The following is a 16,258-nucleotide window of genomic DNA, read 5'->3' as shown; positions in this document are numbered from 1 at the left end:
TTTTTTTGGTGAAAGCAAAAACGAGTGCTGAATGGCCTGCAGACACTTAAGAGCCGCTTTATAACAAGGGCTCTAAAAAACTGTCAAGGAAGCCCCCCAGGCAAATGCGTATTAATGCGTGCTAATTCTTTCCTTAGAGTCAGACTCTCGCTTTTCTTCCTTTGCGACAATCTCCGGAGCCACATCCGGCAAGGGCTCCGGCGCGTATTGCAGCGCAATTTGCAGGACTTCGTCAATCCATTTAACCGGTTTGATCTGAAGATCCTGCTTGATGTTGTCGGGAATTTCCTTGAGATCACGGACATTCTCTTCCGGAATGATCACGATCTTGATCCCGCCACGGTGAGCTGCCAGAAGTTTTTCTTTCAGGCCGCCAATCGCCAGGACCTGGCCACGCAGGGTGATTTCACCGGTCATGGCGACATCCGCACGCACCGGAATGCCAGTCAATGCAGAAACCAGGGCGGTGCACATGCCCACGCCGGCGCTCGGTCCATCCTTGGGTGTAGCCCCCTCCGGCATGTGGATATGCGTGTCCCGCTTCTCATGGAAATCCAGGGGAATGCCCAGGCTGCGCGCACGGCTGCGCACCACCGTCAGCGCCGCGGTGATCGACTCCACCATGACATCGCCAAGGGAACCGGTCTTTATCAATTGGCCCTTGCCCGGAACCACGGCGGCCTCAATGGTCAGCAACTCGCCGCCGACCTGCGTCCACGCGAGGCCGGTCACCTGACCGATCTGGTCCTGTTGCTCGGCGAGCCCATAGCGGAACTTGCGCACACCGAGGAAGTGCTCCAGCAGGTCGGATGTCACCTTGACCGCGAAGCGTTTTTCCAGCGCGTGCTCCTTGACCGCCTTGCGGCAGACCTTGGCAATCTGCCGCTCGAGACCACGCACACCGGCTTCACGGGTGTAGTAACGAATGATGTCGCGAATCGCCTCCTCGTCAAATTCCAGCTCACCCTTTTTCAGGCCGTTGGCCTGGATCTGCTTGGGCGAAAGGTACTTGACGGCGATGTTGATCTTCTCGTCTTCGGTGTAGCCCGGCAGACGAATCACCTCCATCCGGTCCAGCAACGCTGGCGGGATATTCATTGAGTTGGAGGTGCACAGGAACATCACGTCGGAGAGGTCGTAATCGACTTCCAGATAGTGATCGTTGAAATTGTGATTCTGCTCGGGATCGAGCACCTCAAGCAACGCGGACGCAGGATCACCGCGCATATCGCTGCCCATCTTGTCGATTTCATCCAAAAGGAACAGCGGGTTGCGCACACCCACCTTCGTCATCTTTTGAATCAATCTTCCTGGCATGGAACCGATGTACGTGCGGCGATGACCACGAATTTCCGCCTCGTCACGCACGCCGCCAAGCGCCATTCGCACAAATTTGCGGTTGGTGGCGTGGGCGATCGATTCCGCCAGGGAAGTCTTACCGACACCCGGCGGACCGACCAGGCACAGTACCGGACCACGAATCTTCTTCACGCGTTTCTGCACGGCAAGGTATTCAAGGATGCGTTCCTTGACCTCTTCCAGGCCGTAATGGTCCGCATCGAGGATGTCCTCGGCACGCGCCAGGTCCAGGCGAACCTTGCTCTGGGCTTTCCACGGCACCTGGACCAGCCAATCGATGTAGGAACGCACCACGGTGGCTTCGGCAGACATCGGCGACATCTGCTTGAGCTTGTTAAGCTCGGCCTGGGCCTTGGCGAGCGCATCCTTTGGCAGGCCAGCGGCATCGATGCGCTTTTTCAGCTCTTCGATTTCGTTGTGACCTTCGTCGCCATCGCCGAGCTCTTTCTGAATGGCCTTCATCTGCTCATTCAGATAGTACTCACGCTGACTGCGCTCCATCTGTTTCTTGACGCGACCACGAATGCGTTTTTCAACCTGCAGCAGGTCGATTTCGCCGTCGAGCAATGCCAGTACGTGCTCGACACGCGCCGACAACTCGATAATCTCGAGGATTTCCTGCTTCTGCTCGATCTTGAGGGCCATGTGGGCCGCCATCGTATCGACCAGGCGTCCTGGCTCGTCGATGCTGTTGAGCGACGACAGGACCTCGGCAGGCACCTTCTTGCCCAACTGCACGTACTGTTCGAACTGCGACAGCAGGCTGCGGACAAAAACCTCCGACTCACGCTCCGGCGCCTCGACTTCGTCGATCAGCGACACCTCGGCGCGGCAATGCCCGTCTACTTCGCTGAAACGCTCGACCGCCCCGCGCTGCTCGCCCTCGACCAGGACCTTGACGGTGCCATCAGGAAGCTTGAGCAGCTGCAGGACCGTTGCAATCGTACCTACGCGATAAAGTGCGTCTTCACCGGGATCATCGTCGGCAGGGTTTCTCTGAGCGATCAGAAGAATCTGCTTATCACCCGTCATCGCGGCCTCGAGGGCTTCGATGGACTTCTCGCGCCCCACGAACAGCGGGATAACCATGTGCGGATATACCACGACATCGCGCAATGGCAGGAGAGGCAATTCGATGGTTGTCTTCATGATTTCGCCTCTACGGCGGCCGTAAGGCCGTGAACAGATGGAAGTAAGCTTGAAACCAAGATGGGGGCAGCCTTCAAAAAAAACAAGCGCTAAGACACGTCTAAAACGCGCGAATAGCAAAGGGGCCCGAAGGCCCCTCCTTTATTCCGACAGCGGGACACTTATGCGTCCGGCGCAGCCTTGGCAGCCGGCTCACTGTTTTCGTAGATATACAGTGGCTTGGACTTGCCTTCTATGACGCTTTCGTCGATGACGACTTTACTCACCTCGGACTGCGAGGGGATTTCGTACATCGTATCGAGCAATACGCCTTCGAGAATCGAACGCAACCCACGGGCACCGGTTTTACGCTCCAGGGCACGCTTGGCGACGGATTTCAGCGCGTCGGAACGGAATTCCAGGTCTACGCCTTCCATTTCGAACAGCTTGGCATATTGCTTGGTCAGGGCGTTTTTCGGCTCGGTCAGAATCTGCATCAACGCAGCTTCATCCAGCTCGTCCAGTGTCGCCAGGACCGGCAGACGACCGACGAATTCCGGAATCAAGCCGAACTTGACCAGATCGTCAGGCTCGACTTCACGCAGGGATTCACCGACCTTCTTGCCCTCTTCCTTGCTGCGAACCTCGGCGTTGAAGCCGATGCCGCCACGGGTGGAACGGTTCTGGATGACTTTTTCCAGGCCGGAGAACGCACCACCGCAGATGAACAGGATGTTACGCGTGTCGACCTGCAGGAATTCCTGCTGCGGGTGCTTGCGACCGCCTTGGGGCGGAACGGAAGCGACCGTGCCTTCGATCAACTTGAGCAACGCCTGCTGCACGCCCTCGCCGGAAACATCCCGGGTGATGGACGGGTTGTCGGACTTGCGAGAAATCTTGTCGATTTCATCGATGTAGACAATGCCCATCTGGGCCTTTTCCACGTCGTAGTCGCACTTCTGCAGCAGTTTCTGAATGATGTTCTCAACGTCCTCACCCACATAACCCGCCTCGGTGAGGGTGGTTGCGTCGGCGATGGTGAACGGAACGTTCAGCAAACGGGCCAGGGTTTCGGCAAGCAGGGTCTTACCCGAGCCTGTCGGGCCGATCAGCAGGATGTTGCTCTTGCCGAGTTCGACTTCGTCATTCTTCTTGTCACGCTGGTTCAGACGCTTGTAGTGGTTGTACACCGCTACGGCCAGTACCTTTTTCGCGCGCTCCTGACCGATTACATACTGGTCAAGGATGCCGCTGATTTCTTTGGGCGAAGGCAACTTATGCGCGCTGCTTTCGGCCTGGGCTTCCTGCACCTCCTCGCGGATGATGTCATTGCACAGGTCGACGCACTCGTCGCAAATGAAGACCGAGGGGCCGGCAATCAATTTGCGTACTTCATGCTGGCTTTTGCCACAGAAGGAGCAATAGAGCAGTTTGCCGTTGTCCTCGCCGTTGCGGGTGTCAGTCATTCGATCGATCCAAATCCGATAGGCTTGCAACACAAGATGAAGGCAATTGCGGGCTTTTTCAAGCCCGCAGATGATCGGACCTGCCGATCAACCTTATTTTGAGCTGCTTATTTTAAGCGGGGCGCTGGCTGATCACTTCATCGATCAGACCATATTCACGTGCGGCTTCAGCGCTCATGAAATTGTCGCGATTGGTATCGCGCTCGATTTCTTCAAGCGTGCGCCCGCTGTGCTTGGCCATCAACGTGTTGAGGCGCTCGCGGATGAAGAGGATTTCCTTGGCATGGATTTCGATATCAGATGCCTGGCCTTGGAAACCGCCCAGCGGCTGGTGAATCATCACGCGGGAATTCGGCAGGCAGTAACGCTTGCCTTGGGCACCGGCGGTCAGCAAAAACGCACCCATGCTGCACGCCTGACCGATGCAGGTCGTCGAAACGTTAGGCTTGATGAACTGCATGGTGTCGTAGATCGACATTCCCGCCGTCACCGAACCGCCCGGGGAGTTGATATAGAGATGGATGTCCTTGTCCGGGTTTTCGGCTTCAAGGAACAGCAGTTGTGCACAGATCAGGTTGGCCATGTAGTCCTCTACCGGACCTACCAAAAAGATCACTCGCTCCTTGAGCAGACGCGAATAGATGTCATAGGCACGTTCGCCACGGGCGGACTGCTCGATAACCATAGGGACCAGGCCGCCTGCGGCCTGGATGTCAGAGCTCTGCTGATAAAAAGAATTGCGGGACATGTCTCGCAGTCACTCCCAAATAGTTATGTCTTGAATACGCATAAGCCAGCGCGAAGGCTGGCTTATGGTGTGTATTTCTTACCGCAGAACCATCAATCGGCTTGTGGAGCTTCCACCGGCTTGACCGCTTCTTCGTAAGAGACCGCTTTGTCGGTCACGCTAGCTTTCTGCAGAACAGTATCCACAACTTGCTCTTCCAGCACAACCGAACGGACTTCGTTCAGCTGCTGCTCGTTCTTGTAGTACCAGGACACTACCTGCTCAGGCTCTTGGTAAGCCGAGGCCATTTCCTGGATCAGCTCGCGAACGCGGGCTTCGTCAGGCTTGAGTTCGAACTGCTTGACGACTTCAGCGACGATCAGGCCCAGTACGACGCGGCGCTTGGCTTGCTCTTCGAAGAGTTCGGCCGGCAGTTGGTCCGGCTTGATGTTGCCACCAAACTGCTGAACGGCCTGCACGCGCAGACGGTTTACTTCGTTGTCCAGCAGAGCCTTCGGCACTTCGATCGGGTTGGAGGCCAGCAGACCGTCCATGACCTGGTTCTTGACCTTGGACTTGATGGCCTGACGCAGCTCGCGCTCCATGTTCTTGCGAACTTCGGCGCGGAAACCTTCCAGACCGGTTTCCTTGATACCGAACTGGGCGAAGAACTCTTCGTTCAGCTCAGGCAGCTTAGGCTCGGAAATGCTGTTGACGGTCACGGTGAATTCGGCGGCTTTGCCGGCCAGATCCAGGTTCTGATAGTCCTCTGGGAAGGTCACGTTCAGAACGCGCTCTTCGCCAGCCTTGGCGCCAACCAGGCCATCTTCGAAGCCCGGGATCATGCGACCGGAGCCCAGCACCAGCTGGGTAGCCTTGGCGGAACCGCCAGCAAACACTTCACCGTCGACCTTGCCGACGAAATCGATGTTCAGCTGGTCTTCGTTCTGGGCGGCACGATCAGTGGCTTCGAAACGGGTGTTCTGCTTGCGCAGGATGTCGAGCATCTTGTCCAGGTCGGCATCCGAAACGTCAGCGCTCAGGCGCTCGACGGCAATGGACTCGAAACCGGCGACGGTGAACTCGGGGAACACTTCGAACGTGGCAACGAACTCGAGGTCCTTGCCTTTTTCCAGCACTTTAGGCTCGACGGAGGGAGCGCCAGCCGGGTTCAGCTTCTGCTCGACCACCGCTTCGTAGAACGAAGACTGGATCACGTCGCCCACGGCTTCCTGGCGCGCATCAGCTTCGTAACGCTGACGGATCACGCTCATTGGCACTTTGCCTGGGCGGAAACCTGGGATTTTGGCCTTTTGGGCAGTCTGCTGCAGACGCTTGTTGACCTGAGTCTCGATACGCTCAGCTGGCACGGTGATGCTCATGCGGCGCTCAAGAGCAGAAGTATTTTCAACAGAAACTTGCATGGATATTCCTCGTTGCACAGACGTTGGCCGGGCGTTTCCGACCCCAGAATCAAGGGCATGCATTCTAGTAGGTCAAACTCAAGAAGTCACCCTACTGAAAACACGCAGGAAACAGACGCCGAATTTATAAGCAGGGCCATGGTTCATGCCCCGCCCGGTTTGCTAATACAGTTGATCACCGCCAAGGCTCTGCGCAGCACCTTCCTATATAGAAGCACCGCAACCGCGCGCTTGGCATGCAGCCTTTTATAAAAAGACCGACGGGCATGCCGAGTATCATCGCGAAACACAATCGCGAACACAGCCGCCTCGCGCCCGCCCCAGGACCGACGCCGACACGTAACCAGTGAAAACAAAAACGGCGCAGCCCCTTCTCAGGTTCTGCGCCGTTCTCTGCTAATTAAATAGCGACTTGTATGGTGCGGACGGAGAGACTCGAACTCTCACACCTTGCGGCGCTGGAACCTAAATCCAGTGTGTCTACCAATTCCACCACATCCGCGTATCAAGCTTTTAAAGCAAAGGCGCCAGATTGTTAGATCTGGCGCCTTTCTAGAATATGGGGTGGACGATGGGGATCGAACCCACGACAACGGGAGTCACAATCCCGTGCTCTACCAACTGAGCTACGCCCACCATATTGCCTTGTAGCGTTACTTGTGCCAAAGCTGCCTAATTGGCGCACCCGGCAGGACTCGAACCTGCGACCATCCGCTTAGAAGGCGGATGCTCTATCCAGCTGAGCTACGGGCGCCTTTTTAATCTGTATTCTTGGACGATTACAAACTAAGTGCTTTCAGTTTTGCCGAGTTTAAACTACCAACTCCGCTCAACCTTCTTAACCAGTGCTAGGCTGTGCCCGACAAGTGCGACGAATGTTATAGACGGCCCGATAGGTCGTCAACTCTTTTTTAAAAAAAATTCATTTAATTAAAGGGCTTAGGGGAATTTGCAGACCAAGCGCCTTTGCCCTCACGCCTCGGCATGCGAGAATGCGTTCTCTTTTTTTCCCCTCTCGATGGTTAACCACGCGCAATGACTGCACAACTTATCGACGGCAAATCGATCGCCGCCAGCCTGCGCCAGCAGATCGCCCAACGAGTCACCGAGCGCCGCCAGCAAGGCCTGCGCACGCCCGGCCTTGCGGTGATCCTGGTCGGCAGCGATCCTGCCTCTCAGGTTTATGTCTCGCACAAGCGTAAAGACTGTGAAGAGGTCGGCTTCCTTTCCCAGGCCTACGACCTGCCTTCCGAAACCACTCAGCAAGCGCTGGCCGATCTGATCGACCGCCTCAATGACGATCCGAACATCGATGGCGTGCTGCTCCAGCTACCGCTGCCCGAACACCTTGACGCCTCTAAACTGCTGGAGCGTATCCGCCCGGACAAGGACGTCGACGGTTTCCATCCTTATAACGTCGGTCGGCTCGCCCAACGCATCCCATTGCTGCGCCCTTGCACGCCCAAGGGCATCATGACCTTGCTGGAAAGCACTGGCGTGGATCTTTACGGGCTCGATGCCGTGGTCGTGGGCGCCTCCAACATCGTTGGCCGGCCGATGGCCATGGAATTGCTGCTCGCTGGCTGTACCGTCACCGTGACCCATCGCTTCACCAAGGACCTGGCAGGCCACGTCGGTCGGGCTGACCTGGTGGTGGTGGCCGCCGGCAAGCCGGGCCTGGTCAAAGGCGAATGGATCAAGGAAGGCGCCATCGTCATCGACGTCGGCATCAACCGCCAGGACGACGGCAAGCTGGTGGGCGATGTGGTCTATGAGACCGCCCTGCCCCGCGCCGGCTGGATCACGCCGGTACCCGGCGGCGTAGGACCGATGACCCGGGCCTGCCTGCTGGAAAACACCCTTTATGCGGCCGAGACGCTGCATAGCTGATTAGCCGTTTCAACTCAGCCACAAACCCTGTGGGAGCGAGCCTGCTCGCGATAGCTTGGGATCAGCCGACATCAATGCCGGCAGAGACACCGTTATCGCGAGCAGGCTCGCTCCCACAGTATTTTGTCATCTGATCCCTGATCGGCGGACGTTGGCCCGTGCAGAGTGCCCCCCGACTCTGCCAATTTACAAATTTTTCAGATTCGATTCGCCAGAATCGCCTTCATTAAACTTTATTTATTGATGCGCCCCGACGGCACAGGCATATAGCGCTGACGTCGCCCATACTCCTAAAATGCGGCGCTTTTTAACAAGCCGCTGCTCGACAGCACCTTCAACTCCATCGAGTCTACTCGCGTGAAAATCCGTCTTTCGATCCTCAGCCTGTTTTTCCTTTTCACGGGCACCTTCATCACGCAGAACATCAGCGCGCAGGAAACCATTGCCCCGCCACGAGACACTTCAAAACTGCAGGTCGCCTCTGGCAGTGCGATCCTGCTGGACCTGCAGACGGACAAGGTGGTCTATTCGAGCAATCCGGATGTCGTGGTGCCGATCGCATCGGTGACCAAGTTGATGACCGGCCTGATCGTGCTGGACGCCAGGCAGAACCTGGACGAATACATTTCCATGACCATCGCCAACACGCCGGAAATGAAAGGTGTGTTTTCCCGGGTCAAGCTCAACAGCGAACTGTCACGCCGGGACACGCTGCTGATCGCCCTGATGTCGTCGGAGAACCGCGCCGCCGCCAGCCTCGCCCATCATTATCCGGGCGGCTACGCGGCGTTCATTGCGGCGATGAACGCCAAGGCCAAGGCGCTGGGCATGTCCAGCACCCACTATGTCGAGCCCACCGGCCTGTCCATTCACAACGTCTCGACCGCCAGGGACCTGACCAAGCTGTTGATCGCCGCTCGCAAGTATCCATTGCTGAGCGAATTGAGTACCACCAAGGAAAAGACCGTGACGTTCCGCAAGCCGGCCTACAGCCTGGGCTTTCGCAACACCGATCATCTGGTCCACAAGGCCAACTGGGACATTCAGTTGACCAAGACCGGCTTCACCAACCAGGCCGGTCATTGCCTGGTGCTGGTGACAAAAATGGGTAATCGTCCGATGGCGCTGGTGATTCTCGACGCGTTCGGCAAATACACTCATTTTGCCGATGCCAGCCGTATCCGCAGCTGGGTCGAGACAGGCAAAAGCGCCAGTGTCCCGGCCGTGGCCTTGCAATACAAGGCCGCCAAGAACCTCAAGAGCCGCCAGAGTGGCGTGGTAGAAGCGTCAAAATAATTCGGCTAGGCGCAAACAGATAGCCCCGACTCGTCGGGGCTATTTTTGTCAGGGCTTAAGGTTACCCAGTGGGTCATAAGCTCTCGAAGAAGGTGGTTCCTCATCCTCCTCGTCCCGGGGCGCCTTGGCCGGCCCTACCGGGTCCACTTGCGGATCGTCGAGATCCGGCGAGTCCGGATCGAACCCCAAGTCATCATCACCGGATGAATGCTCGGAAGAATGCGGCCCTGAAGGTGTTTTCGACTGTGCCATGGTTGCCTCCTTGAATCATGGCCCGGAGATTCCAGGCCTTGACGATAAGAACCCGAGGCATGCGAGGTCGTGCCCGAAAGCTGACGAACGGGGACGCGACTCAGCGTGCGGAGCCCAACGCCTTGGTGGCCCGCGCGGCGGCCTGCTCCTGCCCTGCCCCGGCTAACTCGTCGGCGGCCTTCAACCAGCGCTGGGAGTCAACGTTGGCCGGAAGTTGCGTGGGTTGCTGTATCAACACCGCCCAACCGCCCGCGTCCTTGAACGCCGATTCGAATGCATCGAAACTCATCAACGACCGCCGGTTCATCCCCGACCGCAGCAGCACGGTGCGTTTTTGTCGGTTGTAGCCAGCCAGGATCGCGTAGCGCGGCCCGGACCAGAACGCCGAGCCCTCGGTGTAGCGCAACAGCACGGGATAACCCGCCGCCACCTGTTCGAGCAACGCCGCGAGCTCCTGGTCGAGGGGATAGACGACCAGTCCGTATTCACGTGCCAGGGTTTGCAGACTCTGCTGCAAACGCGCCTCGCCACCGGGCAGGTGTAACGGTTTCTCCAACAACCCGGGCGTGATGACCGTTCCTTGCAAGGTCAACAAGGACGCCAATGATTGCGGCGCTCCCTGATACATCTCGCCGCGAAAGAACGGCACGCTGTTGAGTTCGACCCGCTCGGGCAGACGCTTTATCTGCGGCGATACGCCCCCCGCGCACCCCGCCAGGACGGCGGCGCAGGTCAGCGCCACTACCAGTGATCGAAAAGATGAAATTACCGGCACCATTAATGACTCTCTTGTTCAGGCAGACCCGGCATCCGGGCCGGGCTTGGGCCGACGATCATAAAGTGCGCGCCCGCCTGGGTATAGCCACAAGCAAGAGTTTCACAACCGCGATAGAACGAACCGATCCGTCGCCACTGCCGACGATCGACTGCTCGTAACACTTGAGCGGCTAGACTGTCCATTGAAGGAGGCACAGATGAGCCTGACGACGACTATTCTGATGCTGATATTTGGCTGGCTGAGCGTAGCGACGGCCATGTTGTGGGGCGTACTGCGGATCGCCCGGCGTCATCACCACGCACCTCCCCCTCAAGCGAAACAGCCCTCCAAACCCGCCAGGCGCCACGCCACCGCACACTGAGATTATCGCCGCGCATGAAAAAGCCGCCCGGGCCTTGGACCCGGGCGGCTTTTGTCTGCCTGGTATCAGGCTTTGTCGACGAGCGCTTTCTCCCTGGCGCGTCGGGACAACATGTTCAACACCTCGATCGCCGCCGAGAAGGCCATGGCCGCGTAGATATAGCCCTTGGGCACATGGGCACCGAAACCTTCGGCGATCAGGGTCATGCCAATCATGATCAGGAAGCCCAGGGCCAACATGACCACGGTGGGGTTGTCATTGATGAACTTCGCCAACGGCTCGGCGGCCAGCAGCATCACCAGCACCGAAACCACCACGGCGATGATCATGATAGGCAAGTGTTCGGTCATACCCACCGCGGTAATGATGCTGTCGATGGAAAACACCAGGTCGAGCATCAGGATCTGACCGATCGCAGCAGCGAACCCGAGGGTCACGCCAGAAGTGGCCGACTTGGGATCGTTCGGCGCCGGGTCCATGCTGTGATGGATCTCGGTGGTCGCCTTCCACAACAGGAACAGGCCACCGGCGATGAGGATCATGTCCTTCCAGGAAAAGGCCTGGCCAAGGATTTCGATGACCGGTTCCGTCAACTGCACAATGAACGCGATGGTGCTCAGCAGGCCCAGGCGCAGGATCAGCGCCATGCCGATACCGATCCGCCGCGCCTTGGCGCGATGCTGTTCGGGCAGCTTGTTGGTCAAGATCGAAATGAAGATCAGGTTGTCGATGCCAAGCACGATTTCCATGACGACCAGGGTGGCCAAGGCAATCCAGGCGGTGGGGCTGGCGGCAAGCTGTAACAGATAATCCATGGGTCAGTCCTGACTCGATATGACGGGGTTAGATGGTCTTGGTGGAGGATTCGGATTCTTCAGCGTCTTTCTCCGGCTCTTTTTTGGGGCTTATCAGCCCACCGGTAGCCTCGCTGATGGCCTGTTCGGCAGCCTTGTGAGTATCGTCGATTGCCTGCTTGGCCGTTTCGACTGCTTGTTCCTTAAGTTGCTGGGCCAACTGCTGGGCGCTTTTTTCCGCTTGTTCACAACCCACGAGCGCTATCGATGACAGCGACAGGAAGGCTGCAAGACCCAAGGATTTATACGTCATGGACAGTGCCTCTTCAAAAAATGGATGGAGCACAAAGATGGCTCACCGATGGCCCGGCATTCTAGAGAGGCTGATACTTCAGGAAAATTCGTATTTTCAGCGGCTATACTTCGGTTTTTACGAATCGGCGAAAACCATGCTCAATTATCGACAGCTGCATTATTTCTGGGTGGTGGCAAAAACCGGCAGCATCGTGCGCGCCTGTGAGCAATTGAACCTGACCCCGCAAACCATCAGCGGGCAGATCTCCCTGTTCGAACAGACCTACAACATCAAACTGTTCCAGCGCGTCGGGCGCCAGTTGGAGCTGACAGAAGCCGGTCGCCAGACGTTGCCTTACGCCGAACACATGTTCCAACTCGGCGGTGAATTGGAATTGATACTGCGCGCCCAGCCCAACGAGCAGCAGACACTTTTTCGGGTCGGGGTGGCGGATGTCGTGCCCAAGTCCATCGTCTATCGGCTGCTGGCCCCGACCATGGAACTGAGCGAGCCACTGCGTATCACCTGTCGCGAGGACAAGCTCGAACGGCTGCTGGCGGACCTGGCAATCCAACGCCTGGACCTGGTGATTTCCGACAGCCCGATGCCGACTCACCTGGATATCAAGGGCTACAGCCAGAAGCTTGGAGAATGCGGGATCAGCTTTTTTGCCACCGCCGCGCTGGCCGATCGTCATGGGCGGGATTTTCCCCATGGCCTGCATGACGCCCCGCTGCTGATCCCGGGACCGGAAACCGTCGTACGCAGCCGCCTGCAACGCTGGTTCGCCGAACAACAGATCCAGCCGCGGATTGTCGGCGAGTTCGACGACAGTGCGTTGATGCAGGCATTTGGACAGTCAGGCAGCGGGATTTTTATCGGTCCCAGCGTGATTGCCGAAGAGGTCAAGCGGCAATATGGGGTGCAGGTTATCGGCCAGACCGAGGCGGTGAGCGAGTCGTTCTACGCCATTTCCGTGGAACGCAAGGTCAGCCACCCTGGCATCGTCGCGATTGCCGAAGGGGCACGCCGCGAGCTGTTCAGCGCCTAGCAATCAGCGCAGGCATTGCGGGGCTTGAACGTCATCAGCAACAGCGCCAGCAGGATCGATACCAGGATGAATCCGGCCGCCGCAAAACCGACGCTGCCCAGGCCCAGGGTATCGATGACCCGACCGCCCACCAACGCCCCCAGGCCAATGCCCAGGTTGGCCCCGGCGATGTTCAGCGAAGCAGCAAACGCCGGCGCTTCAGGGGCCGCTTTCATCAGCCGCACATGGCTGACCAGGAACAGCGCCGCCTGGGTCACGCCCCAGATACCCATCGCGGCGGCCAACCCCAGCGTCGAATGAATGCTCGGCACCAGCGCCACCATGCCGCCGATCATGAACAGGCAGAACACCATTGAGGCGATCAGCGGATGCCGGTCTACCGCGCGCCCCCCCAGGGAGTTGCCGAGCAGGCCGACAGCTCCAAAGCCCATCAGGCACCAACCCACGAGCGTACCGTCGAACCCGGCCAGGCGTTCGAGGATATCCGCCAGATAGGTATAGGCGGTAAACATGCCGCTGAATACCAGGATCGACAGCAGCACATGCCCCTGCATCAAGGGGCTGCGCAGAATCTTGAATTGCGAGCGAAAACTCACTTGATGCTGGTGCAGATTGGTTTTCGGAAGGTAGATAAACAGCAGCAGCGCCTTGGCAAACGCGATGACCGCCAGGATGGCAAAAGCGCTGCGCCAGCCGAATGCGTCGGAGATCAGGGTGCCGACCGGAATGCCGAATACCGTGGCGCAGACGATGCCGAAGCCGATACGCGCGATGGCTCGCCCGGCAAACTGCGGCCCGACGATGTCCACCGCGGTTTCACTGGTCAACGCCCAGAATACCGGCAGGCCCAATGCCGGGACCAACCGGGCAATGGCCATGACCCAGATGTTCGGCGCCAGCGCCGCCAAAGTGTTGGCCAGGCCGAACATCACCAGCACGCTGATGAACAGCCGACGCCGTTCGACACGGGCAAACCACGCGGTCAGGAACGGCCCGAACGCCGCGACAGTAAACGCGAACAAAGTCACCAGCAGTCCAGCCTGAGGGATGGTGACATGCAAGTCCCGGGCGATGGCTGGCAACAGACCGACAATGATGAATTCCGTGGTCAGCACCGTGAAGCCGGCGGCGGACAACAGGAAGATGGGCAACAGCATGCAGAACTCCAACAAAACGACGACACCAGCGTTAGCCCAAGGGCCCGCTGGAAAACAAATGAGGTGAGAGCTACAAAGCCTAACAGATTGGGGCCGTCAGAAAAACGCAGATAAACAGGCAGGTGACGGATCGTCACAGGTCCGTCAGATTTTTCGCCGGGCTGTGATAAAGTCCGCGGCCTGCAAATGCTCCACACTCTTTTCGGTCCCGATCATGTGGCCTGCCCGCTTGTTGCCCTGATTGACGGACCGTTGCACATAAAAAATCAGAGATACCGTCATGACTGCTGTGTCCTCTTCCCTTCTGCACCGCTTCAAACGCACCAGCCTGGTGACGCAAATTGTCATCGGCCTGATCGCCGGCATTGTCCTGGCGTGGCTGGCCCCTGACGTGGCGAAATCCACGGCGTTCATCGGCAAGGTCTTTGTGTCGGCGCTCAAGGCCGTGGCGCCGATCCTGGTGTTCGTGCTGGTCATGGCGTCGATCGCCAACCATAAGCACGGCCAGGAAACCCATATCCGCCCGATCCTCTTCCTTTATCTGCTGGGCACTTTCGCTGCGGCCGTGGTCGCGGTCATTGCCAGCACCCTGTTTCCCTCGAGCCTGGTGCTGAGCGCCCAGGACGTTGCCGTTACCGCGCCCGGCGGGATCAGTGAAGTGCTGCAGAGCCTGTTGCTCAGCGTGGTGGACAACCCCGTTCGAGCGCTGATGGACGGTAACTTCATCGGCATCCTGGCCTGGGCCATCGGCATGGGTATTGCCATTCACCATGCCGGCGAAACCACACGCACCGTACTCGCAGACTTGTCCAATGGCGTGACCGTGATTGTGCGACTGGTCATCCGCTTTGCCCCGCTGGGTATTTTCGGCCTGGTGGCCTCGACCCTGGCCACCTCCGGCTTCGGTGCGCTGCTCGGTTACCTGCACCTGTTGACCGTGCTGATCGGCTGCATGCTGTTCGTGGCACTGGTGGTCAACCCGCTCATCGTGCTCTGGAAACTGCGTCGCAACCCCTTCCCGCTGGTGTTCACCTGCCTGCGTGAAAGCGGCATCACCGCGTTCTTCACGCGCAGCTCGGCGGCGAACATTCCCGTGAACCTGGAGCTGAGCAAGCGCCTCGGCCTGCACGAAGATACCTACTCGGTCTCGATCCCGCTGGGCGCCACCATCAACATGGCCGGGGCCGCCATTACGATCACCGTACTGACGCTGGCGGCCGTACATACCCTGGGCATCGTGGTGGATGTGCCCACGGCCGTGCTGCTCAGTGTCGTCGCCGCCATCTGCGCCTGCGGCGCGTCCGGGGTCGCCGGCGGTTCGCTATTGTTGATTCCCCTGGCGTGCAGCCTGTTTGGCATCCCCAGCGAAATCGCCATGCAAGTGGTCGCGGTCGGGTTCATCATCGGCGTGCTGCAGGATTCAGCTGAAACCGCGCTGAATTCCTCCACGGATGTGCTGTTCACGGCGGCGGCTTGCCTGGGTGAAGAAGAGCGGGCGCGGCGTACTGCATAAACCGTGCGTCTTCATCGCGAGCAGGCTCGCTCCCACAAGGTCCCTGCGCAATCATTGATTCCTGTGGGAGCGAGCCTGCTCGCGAAGCGGCGCAACAAGCGCTGATGACCTGACAGGCAGCCACAAAAAAGCCCGGAACGGCTCACACCGTCCCGGGCTTTTTTATGCTCGCGGGTTTAGAACGCGCCCATGTAATCGCGCTTGCCTACTTCTACGCCGTTGTGACGCAGCAGTGCATAAGTGGTGGTGACATGGAAGAAGAACTGCGGCAGGCCGTAGGTCAGCAGGTAGGTTTGACCGCTGAAGCGTTTTTCCTTCGGGGTGCCCGGACGGGTGACAATTTCAATGCCTTCCTTGCCATCGATCTGCTCGGGGCTGATGCCGTCGATGAAGGCCAGCACCTTGGCGATCAGCGCTTGCAGCTCGGCGAAGGTGGTCTCGCTGTCGTCGTATTTCGGCACTTCGATCTCGGCCAGGCGCGCGGACACGCCCTTGGCGAAGTCGACGGCGATCTGCACCTGACGCACCAGCGGGAACATGTCCGGGAACAGGCGTGCTTGCAGGAAAGCGTTCGGATCGATGTTTTTCGCGGTGGCGTGGGCTTCGGCCTTGTTCAGCACATCGCTCAGGGCGTTGAGCATCTGTTTGAAAACCGGGACGGAGGCGGCGTACAAGGAAATGGTCATGGCGATCTCATGCGGGTGATAGAAGGAAACGAATCAAACGTGGGCGATTATAGCCACGCCTTGTTGCGCTCCTTGTCTTTT

14 protein-coding genes and 3 tRNA genes are annotated in these 16,258 nt (G+C 58.4%); 4 read left to right on the top strand and 13 right to left on the bottom strand.

Features of this window, described 5'->3' with window-relative positions; all coding sequences use genetic code 11:
• Positions 1-111: 111 nt before the first annotated feature.
• From lon to J3P94_RS10555, 7 genes are all read right to left on the bottom strand, one after another.
• Complete coding sequence (lon, locus tag J3P94_RS10585) at positions 112-2,508, bottom strand: endopeptidase La (RefSeq protein ID WP_305500081.1); 2,397 nt, start codon at positions 2,506-2,508, stop codon at positions 112-114.
• Between the two features lie 161 nt (positions 2,509-2,669).
• A complete protein-coding gene (gene clpX / locus J3P94_RS10580; protein ID WP_024778305.1) occupies positions 2,670-3,953 on the bottom strand; it encodes an ATP-dependent Clp protease ATP-binding subunit ClpX in 1,284 nt (427 codons plus the stop codon).
• 112 nt (positions 3,954-4,065) lie between these two features.
• On the bottom strand, positions 4,066-4,701 hold the full coding sequence (clpP, locus tag J3P94_RS10575; protein WP_030140021.1) for an ATP-dependent Clp endopeptidase proteolytic subunit ClpP: 636 nt from the start codon (positions 4,699-4,701) through the stop codon (positions 4,066-4,068).
• 92 nt (positions 4,702-4,793) lie between these two features.
• Positions 4,794-6,104, bottom strand: coding sequence for a trigger factor (tig, locus tag J3P94_RS10570; protein ID WP_434573186.1), 1,311 nt, complete (start codon positions 6,102-6,104; stop codon positions 4,794-4,796).
• Between the two features lie 417 nt (positions 6,105-6,521).
• Positions 6,522-6,606, bottom strand: a tRNA-Leu gene (locus tag J3P94_RS10565).
• A 58-nt stretch (positions 6,607-6,664) separates the two neighbouring features.
• Positions 6,665-6,740 (bottom strand) — tRNA-His (locus J3P94_RS10560).
• 41 nt (positions 6,741-6,781) lie between these two features.
• Positions 6,782-6,858 (bottom strand) — tRNA-Arg (locus J3P94_RS10555).
• 281 nt (positions 6,859-7,139) lie between these two features.
• On the opposite strand from J3P94_RS10555, the gene folD reads away from it, so the two are divergent.
• Together folD and pbpG are read left to right on the top strand one after the other, a co-directional pair.
• Positions 7,140-7,994: a bifunctional methylenetetrahydrofolate dehydrogenase/methenyltetrahydrofolate cyclohydrolase FolD gene (gene folD, locus J3P94_RS10550; protein WP_039589132.1), complete on the top strand. Its 855-nt coding sequence runs from the start codon at positions 7,140-7,142 to the stop codon at positions 7,992-7,994.
• Positions 7,995-8,351: 357 nt separating this feature from the next.
• Positions 8,352-9,290, top strand: coding sequence for a D-alanyl-D-alanine endopeptidase (gene pbpG / locus J3P94_RS10545; protein ID WP_434573184.1), 939 nt, complete (start codon positions 8,352-8,354; stop codon positions 9,288-9,290).
• Positions 9,291-9,338: 48 nt separating this feature from the next.
• Here the strand turns inward: pbpG and J3P94_RS10540 are convergent, their stop codons facing one another.
• From J3P94_RS10540 to J3P94_RS10525, 4 genes are all read right to left on the bottom strand, one after another.
• Positions 9,339-9,542, bottom strand: coding sequence for a DUF6021 family protein (locus J3P94_RS10540; protein WP_305500075.1), 204 nt, complete (start codon positions 9,540-9,542; stop codon positions 9,339-9,341).
• A 100-nt stretch (positions 9,543-9,642) separates the two neighbouring features.
• Positions 9,643-10,320 (bottom strand): peptidase C39 family protein, encoded by a 678-nt coding sequence (locus tag J3P94_RS10535; protein WP_434573182.1) that lies wholly within the window; start codon positions 10,318-10,320, stop codon positions 9,643-9,645.
• Positions 10,321-10,746: 426 nt separating this feature from the next.
• A complete protein-coding gene (locus tag J3P94_RS10530) occupies positions 10,747-11,496 on the bottom strand; it encodes a TerC family protein (RefSeq protein ID WP_434573180.1) in 750 nt (249 codons plus the stop codon).
• Between the two features lie 28 nt (positions 11,497-11,524).
• Positions 11,525-11,788: a hypothetical protein gene (locus tag J3P94_RS10525; protein WP_305500071.1), complete on the bottom strand. Its 264-nt coding sequence runs from the start codon at positions 11,786-11,788 to the stop codon at positions 11,525-11,527.
• A gap of 136 nt (positions 11,789-11,924) precedes the next feature.
• On the opposite strand from J3P94_RS10525, the gene nhaR reads away from it, so the two are divergent.
• Positions 11,925-12,821 (top strand): transcriptional activator NhaR, encoded by an 897-nt coding sequence (nhaR, locus tag J3P94_RS10520; RefSeq protein ID WP_434573178.1) that lies wholly within the window; start codon positions 11,925-11,927, stop codon positions 12,819-12,821.
• On the opposite strand, the gene J3P94_RS10515 is transcribed toward nhaR, so the two are convergent.
• Positions 12,818-13,978, bottom strand: a complete 1,161-nt coding sequence (locus J3P94_RS10515) for an MFS transporter (RefSeq protein ID WP_434573176.1) — start codon at positions 13,976-13,978, stop codon at positions 12,818-12,820. The two genes, nhaR and J3P94_RS10515, sit on opposite strands and share 4 nt — an antisense overlap.
• A 280-nt stretch (positions 13,979-14,258) precedes the next feature.
• On the opposite strand from J3P94_RS10515, the gene sstT reads away from it, so the two are divergent.
• The gene (gene sstT, locus J3P94_RS10510) at positions 14,259-15,491 is read left to right on the top strand and encodes a serine/threonine transporter SstT (RefSeq protein ID WP_434573174.1); all 1,233 of its coding nucleotides are present in this window, start codon (positions 14,259-14,261) and stop codon (positions 15,489-15,491) included.
• 176 nt (positions 15,492-15,667) lie between these two features.
• Here the strand turns inward: sstT and J3P94_RS10505 are convergent, their stop codons facing one another.
• Positions 15,668-16,177: a DUF1993 domain-containing protein gene (locus J3P94_RS10505; RefSeq protein ID WP_434573173.1), complete on the bottom strand. Its 510-nt coding sequence runs from the start codon at positions 16,175-16,177 to the stop codon at positions 15,668-15,670.
• Positions 16,178-16,258 lie beyond the last annotated feature (81 nt).

It is taken from the genome of Pseudomonas sp. Z3-8 (assembly GCF_051131975.1).
Taxonomy (GTDB): domain Bacteria; phylum Pseudomonadota; class Gammaproteobacteria; order Pseudomonadales; family Pseudomonadaceae; genus Aquipseudomonas.
Note: the sequence above shows the minus strand (reverse complement) of the source record. Positions and strands in the feature narration are given on the sequence as shown.